The organism is Mycobacterium sp. 1482292.6 (assembly GCF_001672995.1).
Taxonomy (GTDB): Bacteria; Actinomycetota; Actinomycetes; order Mycobacteriales; family Mycobacteriaceae; genus Mycobacterium; species Mycobacterium europaeum_A.
In genome coordinates this window covers 1-8620 of sequence record NZ_LZKV01000172.1, presented here as the reverse complement: position 1 = coordinate 8620, position 8620 = coordinate 1, and the positions used below count along the sequence as shown (strand labels likewise).

The 8620-nt window shown below is 68.7% G+C and carries 2 protein-coding genes and 2 pseudogenes; 2 read left to right on the top strand and 2 right to left on the bottom strand.

Translation table 11 applies throughout. The annotated features are described in order from the left end of the window. A partial coding sequence (locus tag A5624_RS17080; protein WP_066868457.1) for a GAP family protein occupies window positions 1-610 on the bottom strand: 610 nt, incomplete at its 3' end. A 1213-nt stretch (window positions 611-1823) separates the two neighbouring features. On the opposite strand from A5624_RS17080, the gene A5624_RS27525 reads away from it, so the two are divergent. Beyond that, complete coding sequence (locus A5624_RS27525) at window positions 1824-2051, top strand: MbtH family protein (RefSeq protein ID WP_067142077.1); 228 nt, start codon at window positions 1824-1826, stop codon at window positions 2049-2051. Window positions 2052-2104: 53 nt separating this feature from the next. Further along, window positions 2105-8362: pseudogene (locus A5624_RS17075) on the top strand (amino acid adenylation domain-containing protein); the annotation flags it as partial. Between the two features lie 51 nt (window positions 8363-8413). On the opposite strand, the pseudogene A5624_RS29540 reads toward A5624_RS17075, so the two are convergent. After that, window positions 8414-8608 (bottom strand): annotated as a pseudogene (locus tag A5624_RS29540) (AMP-binding protein); the annotation flags it as partial. Between the last annotated feature and the right edge of the window lie 12 nt (window positions 8609-8620).

Genomic DNA, 8620 nt, shown 5'->3' with positions numbered 1-8620 from the left:
ATGCGACGGACGCGCCGGCCTGCGCGCTCACCGATGCACCCGAGGCCGCGATGATCGCCACGATGAACAGGACGCCGTCGACCGGCACCGAGATGATGCCGATCACCCACGCCACCCACGACGCCCCGCTTTCCCAGGCGCTGTGGACGCGGCCGAGCAGGCGCCGGAATCGGGAGGGGTCGTCGGCCGGCGCCTCCTGGACCCGCGTCAGCAGCCGCGGCATTGCGATCGGTGCACCCGAGACCATCGACAGTTCCGGCGTGCGGTCGGCGTCGGGCGCGGGTTGGCGTGTCCGTCGGCGGGTGAGGAAGCGGACCGACATCAGTGCGGCGACCGACAGGACGACCACACCGAGGCCGATCTGAATCCTGCCGAGGGCCGAGCTCGTCGACGGGGACGCCGAACCGTGCGCGAGGTGTGCGAACATCGGCGTGAAGTTCAGCAGCAGCAGCGGGACAAGCAGCTCGGGTATGCATATCGTCAATCCGCCGAGCCAGTAGGCGAGCAGGCTCGCCCCGGGACGCGGTCGAGAGATCATCAATAAGGCGAGGCCGAGGCGGACCGGATTGAGCGCAGCCAGGATCCCCAAGCCCAGCACTGACCCCCACATGGTTCGGGGCTCTACCCGTCGATGGCGGCGTCTAAACGCCGCCAATCCCCGAGTACGCACTCGAGTATTTGCGTGCCGCAAAGTCGGCTATGAATCCGCTGTGTGCGCCAAACCCGGTTGTGGTCAACGGATTCGGGCTCGGCCGCTCGACGACAGCGCGGCAGGTGAGAGAGGGGACCGCGTGCCGAACCGTCGCCCGGCTCGGATCGCCGAAGCCGCGCATCGGAGGTAGCGGACCGGGCCGACGCCCGAGCACCGGCGAACATCTTCCGTGCCGGATGGCCGTGACATCAATCACAACGTGCCTGTTTACGGCCCCGCGTGGATGGCGCTGAGCGGCCCCTGGCAAATCGTGCGAGGCTGGCTTGAGGCGCGGATTCGACTCGGCGACATCCGAATGATGAGGACAGGCGATGGGGCAGCCACGGTGGGCCGGTTCGGCTCTGTGTAGCTATGGCGCGGCCGGGGTCGCCATCAGTGGTTCGCCACGCCGCCGGCCGCGTTTTAGCAAGCGTCCGTACGTTTTTGCATGGTGGCAGCCGGATGCGACATCGCGTCCTGCTGGCCGGGGTCCCCAGTGCAGAGTCACAAACGCGCAGCTGAAAGCGCTCGGGCTGGACGCCTACCCGAACTCAATCGGTGGTCCAGGTGTCACGCGCGCCGGCACTGGACGCATGCCGACCGCACCGGCAAATATTTTGCGAATGCGTAAGCGAGGTTTTCGGCCGCGGATGGCGGCAAAGATCGCTGGTCAGCGTCGACAAGCGAAATCGCACCCGGCGTCGCGTTCGGGAAGTGGAGCTGCACCTGGCGCACCCATGACACGTTACTTTTGCTAAGCAGCAAAAATCGGTGCGTCAGTAGTATGACTGCGGATCGGTTATGCAAGAACGGAATTCATATGTTTGGCACAGTATTGGCTGGGTATTGTCGATTCCGTGGATCGCGACGCCGACGGTCGCAGTGGTAGCTCATGAGGAGTGCACTGCCGATGAACGCTATCTGTCGGCGAGGTGCCGGAATGGTCACCGCGACCATGATGTCGTCGCGCCGCCCCCGCCGTCCGAGCTCACCGGCGCTGACGCCGGGCGCCTGGGCAGATCGACATACGGGCCGGGCTTGACGGATCAATCCTCAAGCGCCGCAACGATATTCGGGGTTATCCGCGGCACGGCTTGGTAAATCTACGTCTCGGGTGTTAGGGGGTCCATCGGTGTCGCTCAATCCGTTCGATGACGACAACGGCCAATTTTTCGTCTTGGTCAATAATGAAGAACAGCACAGTCTTTGGCCGACCTTCGCTGTCATTCCCGCCGGTTGGAGGGTAGTTTTTGGGGAAGCCGACCGCGCCACATGCCTGCACTACATCGAAGAAGCCTGGCCCGATATACGGGCGAAAAGTCTGCGCGACACGCTGACCGCGCCGGTTTGTGATCATTAGACCGGTGTCGGTATGAAGGGTTTCGGGGTCGAACTCTTGGTGGGGGGCGTTTAGTGGAGCGTGTTGACCGGGCTGTTCCGGTGACGCGGGGTCAGCTCGACATCTGGCTGGCGCTGCAAACGGGCTACTTTGATGTGGCTTGGCAGCTGGGTGTCCTCGTCCATATCCAGGGCGCCATCGACACCGGTTTGTTGCACGAGGCTATGCGACATGTGGTCAATGAGGCTGAGAGCCTGCGGGCTTCGTTCTTCGAGGTGGACGGCCAGGTCTTCCAAAAGGCCGTCGAGTACGACGATGTCGATCTGGTGTTCTATGACCTGACTGACTCACGCGATCCGGAGCGGGAAGTTCGCGAAACGGCCGCGTCGATTCAGCGGACGCCGATGCCGCTCACCGGCCCGATGATCAAGTTCGCGCTGTTCCGGACCGCGCCCGACGAGTACTACTGGTTCACCACCTGCCATCACATCGCCATCGATGGGATGGGCATCGCCCTGGTGGGCCGGCGGATCGCGGCGATCTACTCCGCGCTTGCGTCCGGGAAACCGATTCCGCCCGCCTTCTTCGGGTCGCTGCACGACCTCGCCAGCGGCGAGCTGGAGTACGAGAAGTCTCCCAACTTCCTTGAGGATCAGGAATATTGGGCCGCTCACCGGCCATCGGGCGCCGGGGCGGACTACCCGTCGACGGTCACCGACGATGGGCGGGACCCGTATTCGCCTTCTCCGCCAGTCCAATTGGACGAGGCCGTCATCGGTAAGGTCAAGGAGCTGTCCAAGGCGCTGCGCATCCGCCGGTCCTCGGTGCTCACGGCGGCGTGCGCACTGCTGGTCCGCGGTTGGTCGGCCGACGGCTCGGACGAGGTCGTGCTCGACTTCCCGGTCAGCAGGCGAGTCGATCCGGAGTCCAAGACGCATCCCGGCATGCTCGCCGGGGTGGTGCCGCTGGTGCTGAAGGCTGCGCCGGACACGACGTTCGCCGACTTCTGCCGTCAGGTCGATGCGCGGTCACGAGAAACGTTGCGGCATCAGCAGTTTCCGACGCGCACGCTGGACGGCGAAGGCCACTTCAACGGACCCAGGCAGGCGCCCAACCGCGTCGTCGTCAACTTCGTGCCGGCGCGCCTCACGCTCAGCCTGGGCGACGTCCCGGCGACCGCGAAGTACACCAGCTTCGGCCCGGTGGGCCATTTCGGGCTGTTTTTCCTCGGATTCGGCGATCAGCAGTTCCTGAGCACGGTCGGCACCGGGCAACCCTTCGCCAACTTCGACGTCTCGGATCTGGGGGAGCGGCTGCAGCGGATTCTGGCGACCATCGCCGCCGGTCCGGACCGGCAGTTGTCGTCGTTGGACGTGCTGCATGCCGACGAACGTGCCCGGTTGAAAGAGGTTGGCAACACAGCGGTTTTGACCGATCCGGCGACCGCGCCGATGTCGGTGCCCGAGTTGTTCGCCGCGCAGGTGAGCCGGGCGCCGCAGGCGGTGGCGCTGGCGTGCGAGGGCGCATCGGTGACTTACCGCGAACTCGATGCGGCGTCGAACCGGTTGGCGCATCACCTGGTGGCCCACGGCGCTGGCCCGGGACAGACTGTGGCGCTGATGTTTTCGCGGTCCGCCGAGGCGGTCGCGAGCATCCTCGCGGTGCTCAAGACCGGGGCGGCCTACCTGCCGATCGACCCGTCGTCGCCGGGGACGCGGATCGAATTCATGCTTGCCGACGCGCAGCCGGTCGCCGTGGTGACGACCGCCGATCTGGCGCAGCGGTTCGACGGCCTCGGCACTACCGTCGTCGACGTCAACGATCCGCGCATCGACGCCCGGCCCGCGACGGCGCTGTCGGTGCCCGACCCGGCCGATATCGCCTACCTGATCTACACCTCGGGCACCACGGGCGTCCCCAAAGGCGTTGCGGTGACTCATCGCAACGTGACGCAGCTGATCGGTTCGCTGGACGCGGGCCTGCCCGCCGCCGGCGTGTGGTCGCAGTGCCACTCGTATGCCTTCGACGTGTCGGTCTGGGAGATCTTCGGCGCGCTGCTGCGCGGCGGCCGCCTGGTGGTGGTGTCCGAAGACGTAACCCGTTCCCCCGACGAGTTTCACGACGTGCTGGTGGGCGAGAAAGTCAGCGTCTTAACGCAGACCCCGTCGGCGGTGGCGATGCTGTCGCCGAAGGGGCTGGAGTCGGTGGCGCTGGCGGTGGTCGGCGAGGCCTGCCCGGCCGAGGTGGTGGACCAGTGGGCGCCCGGCCGGGTGATGGTCAACGCCTACGGCCCGACCGAGACCACCATGTGTGTGGCGATCAGCGCCCCGCTGCGGCCGGGATCCGGCATTCCGCCGATCGGGTCCCCGGTGGACGGCGCCGCCCTGTTCGTGCTCGACGGCTGGATGCGTCCGCTCCCACCGGGCGTCATCGGTGAGCTGTATGTGGCCGGTGACGGGGTGGCCGCCGGGTATGTGGGCCGGGCCGGGCTGACGGCGTCGCGGTTCGTGGCGTGCCCGTTCGGCGCGCCGGGCGCCCGGATGTACCGCACCGGCGACCTCGCGTGCTGGGATGCCGACGGTCAGCTGCGCTACCTGGGCCGGGCCGACGAGCAGGTCAAGATCCGCGGCTACCGCATCGAACTCGGCGAGGTCCAGGCCGCGCTGGCCGCACTCGACGGTGTCGAGCAGGCCGTGGTGATCGTCCGCGAGGACCGGCCCGGCGACAAACGTCTGGTCGGCTACGTCACCGGGACCGCCGACCCGGCCGAGGCGCGCACCGCGCTGGCCGACCGGCTCCCGGCGCACCTGGTGCCGGCTGCGGTGGTCGGCCTGGACGCGCTGCCGCTCACGGCCAACGGCAAGCTGGACACCCGCGCTCTGCCGGTGCCCGAATACAGCACGGGCGAGTATCGCGCGCCGAGCAACGCCGTCGAGGAAATCCTGGCGGGCATCTACGCCGAGGTGCTCGGCGTGCAGCGGGTCGGTGTGGACGAGTCGTTCTTCGAACTGGGCGGCGACAGCATCCTGTCGCTGCAAGTCGTGGCGCGAGCGCGCGCCGCCGGCCTGACGTGCCGGCCACGAGACGTCTTCGTCGAACAGACCGTGGCCCGGCTGGCCCGGGTGGCCGGCGTCAGCGACGGGGCCGCCGAGGTCGTCGACGAGGGCGTCGGCCCGGTGCTGGCCACCCCGATCATGCGGTGGCTGCGCGACATCGAATGCGCCGGCGGCCCGATCGATCAGTTCAACCAGACCGTCATGGTCCAGGCCCCGGCCGGGGTGACCGAGGCCGACGTCGCAATCGTGTTGCAGGCCTTGGTGGATCGGCACGCCATGCTGCGGCTGCGCGTCGATGACGACGAGGCTGGCGGTTGGTCGCTGCGGGTGCCCGAGCCCGGGTCGGTGCGGGCGCAGGACTGCCTGCGATCGGTGGACGAGCTGTCCGACGAGGCGCTGGCCGACGCGCGGGCTCGGCTGGAGCCGGCCGCCGGGGTGATGCTGAGCGCGCTGTGGCTCGAGGCCACCGGCCAGTTGGCCGTGATCATTCACCACCTGGCCGTCGACGCCGTGTCGTGGTGGATCCTGTTGGAAGACCTCAACATTGCCTGGGCGCTGCACAGCGCGGGGCAGCCGGTGGAGCTGGCGCCGGCGGGAACGTCGTTCGCCCGGTGGTCGGCGGTGCTGGCCGAGCACGCGCATCGCCCCGAGGTCGTCAGCAAGCTGGGTGCCTGGAAGAAGGTGACCGCCACGCCCCCCGCGCTGCCGGCGGCCAGCCCCGAGGTGGATACCTACGCCTCAGCCGGGCGGTTGTCGGTGGAACTGGATGCCGAGACGACCGGCGCGCTGATCGGCGACGTGCCGACCGCGTTCCACGCCGGCATCCAGGACATCCTGCTGATCGCGTTCGGCCTGGCCTGGGCGGAATTCCTGGGTGGCGCCGACGCGATCGGCATCGACGTCGAGGGCCACGGGCGGCACGAGGAACTGGCCGCGGACATCGACCTGTCCCGCACCGTCGGTTGGTTCACCACCAAATACCCGGTGGCACTGGGCGTGGCCGGGCTCGAGTGGGCCCAGGTGGTGGCCGGTGACCCCGCGCTGGGCGCGGTGATCAAACACGCCAAAGAGCAGCTGCGCGCCCTGCCGGATCCGCTGACCTACGGATTGCTGCGCTACCTCAACACCGAGGTCGAGCTGGCCGGCCCCGACCCGTCGATCGCCTTCAACTACCTGGGACGCCAAGGCGCGGCGTCTGATTCGGCGGGCGAGGGCTGGCGCATCAGCCAGGAGGGCCTGTCCCTGATCGGGGCCGCCGCGGCGGTGCCGATGCCGCTGATGCACACCGTCGAGCTCAACGCCGGCACCATCGACACCGGCACCGGACCCCACCTGCACGCCGAATGGACTTGGGCGCCATCGGTTCTCGATACGGCACAGATCACCCGGTTGAGCCGGCTGTGGTTCGAGGCCCTGGCCGGCGTGTGCGCGCATGTGCGCGCCGGCGGCGGCGGCCTGACCCCGTCCGACATCGCGCCGGCCCGGCTGAGCCAGCACGAGATCGACGAGCTGGCGACCCAGCACCACATCGCCGACATCCTGCCGCTGACCCCGCTGCAACAGGGACTGCTCTTTCACTCCAGCACCGCGCAGGGCAGCGACGACATGTACGCCGTGCAGCTCGACTTCACCCTCACCGGGCCGCTTGACCCCGACCGCCTGCGCGACGCCGTGCACACCGTCGTCAACCGGCATCCACACCTGGCGGCGCTGTTCTGCGACCGCTACGACGAGCCGGTCCAGATCATCCCCGCCGATCCGGTGGTGCAGTGGCAGTACCTCGATCTGGACGGTACCGACGCCGACCGGCGGATCGAGCAGCTGTGCGCCGCCGAGCGCGCGGCGGTGCGCGACCTGTCGGGGCAGGCCGCGTTCCGTGTGGCGCTGATCCGCACTGCGGCCGGCCGGCACCGGTTCGTGCTGACCAACCATCACATCCTGCTCGACGGCTGGTCGCTGCCGATCCTGCTGCGGGAAATCTTCACGAGCTACTACGGCCAGCGGCTGCCCGCCGCCGGCTCCTACCGGGCATTCCTCACCTGGCTGGCCGATCGAGACCTCGACGCCGCCCGGGACGCCTGGGGCCAGCTGCTGTCCGGCTTCGAAACACCCACCCTGGTCGGACCGCAGGACCGGCTGGGCCAAGGCGACCGCGGTTTCGAAAAGTCCTGTGTGCCTGAGCAAATCACCGAGGCCCTGACCGACCTGGCGCGCTCCTGCCACACCACCGTCAGCACTGTCCTGCAGGCGGCCTGGGCCGTGGTGCTGACCTCCCTGACCGGCCAGCACGACGTCGTCTTCGGCACCCCGCGATCGCGCGTCGGCCAACTGGAGGTCGACGACGCCGAACAGATGGTGGGGCTGCTGATCAACACGGTGCCGGTACGCGCCGACATCCGCGCGAGCACCACCACCGCAGACCTGTTGGCCCAGTTGCAGAGCAGCCACAACGACGCGCTCGAGCACCAGCACCTCGCGCTCAGCGAAATTCACCGCGTCACGGGTCACGATCAACTCTTCGACACGCTGTTCGTCTACGAGAACTACCCCGTCGAGAGCGGCATGACGCTGGGCCCCGATGGGCTGGCCATCGCCGAGTTCACCAACCGGGAGTACAACCACTACCCACTGACCGTCGAGGCCCTGCCCGGTCGCGAACTCGGGCTGCACGTCGAATACGACGCCGACGTGTTCGACCCCGCCGGCATCGCCTCGCTGCTGGACCGATTCCAGCGTGTGTTGGTGGCGATGACCAGCGATCCCACCCGGCGGCTCTCGGAGGTCGAACTGCTGGACCGCGCCGAGCGCGAGCTGGTGCTGACGCGGCTGTCGGGCGCCGGTGCCACCGGGCCGGTCGGGGTGGCGCCGCAGCTGCTGGCCGCGGCCCTGTCGGTCGCCCCGGACGCGCCGGCGGTGGTCGACGGTGCGCGGGAACTGTCCTACCGCGAACTCGACGAGTGGTCGACGCGGTTGGCGCGCAAGCTGATTGACGCGGGTGTGGGCCCGGAGCGCGCCGTGGGCGTCGCGGTGGGCCGGTCCGCGGAACTGGTGGTCGCCTGGTGGGCCGTGGTCAAGGCGGGCGGCATCCACGCGCCGGTGGACCTGGATCATCCGGTCGAGCGGGTCGCCGCGGTGCTGGACGCCATCGGCGCGGTGTGCGTGTTGACGCGTGGCGCCGACGAGGCCGCCGGCGCCGGGGCGCGCCCCGTGCTGCGGATCGACGGCCTGGACCTGTCCGGCTACGACGCCGCGGCGATCACCGACGCCGACCGACGCGTCGAAGGTCGGCGAGGCTACCATCAGCACCCGGGTGTCGGTGTCCAACTCGGACGCTTCGCATTGCGCCGCAGCCCATCCCAGCAAGCCGGCGTGGCTGACCAGCACGCCTTTGGGGGCGCCGGTCGAGCCCGACGTGAAGATCGCGTAGGCGCTGTCGCGAGCGGTCAGCGGCGCCAGACGGTCGGCGTCGGTGATCGCCGCGGCGTCGTAGCCGGACAGGTCCAGGCCGTCGATCCGCAGCACGGGGCGCGCCCC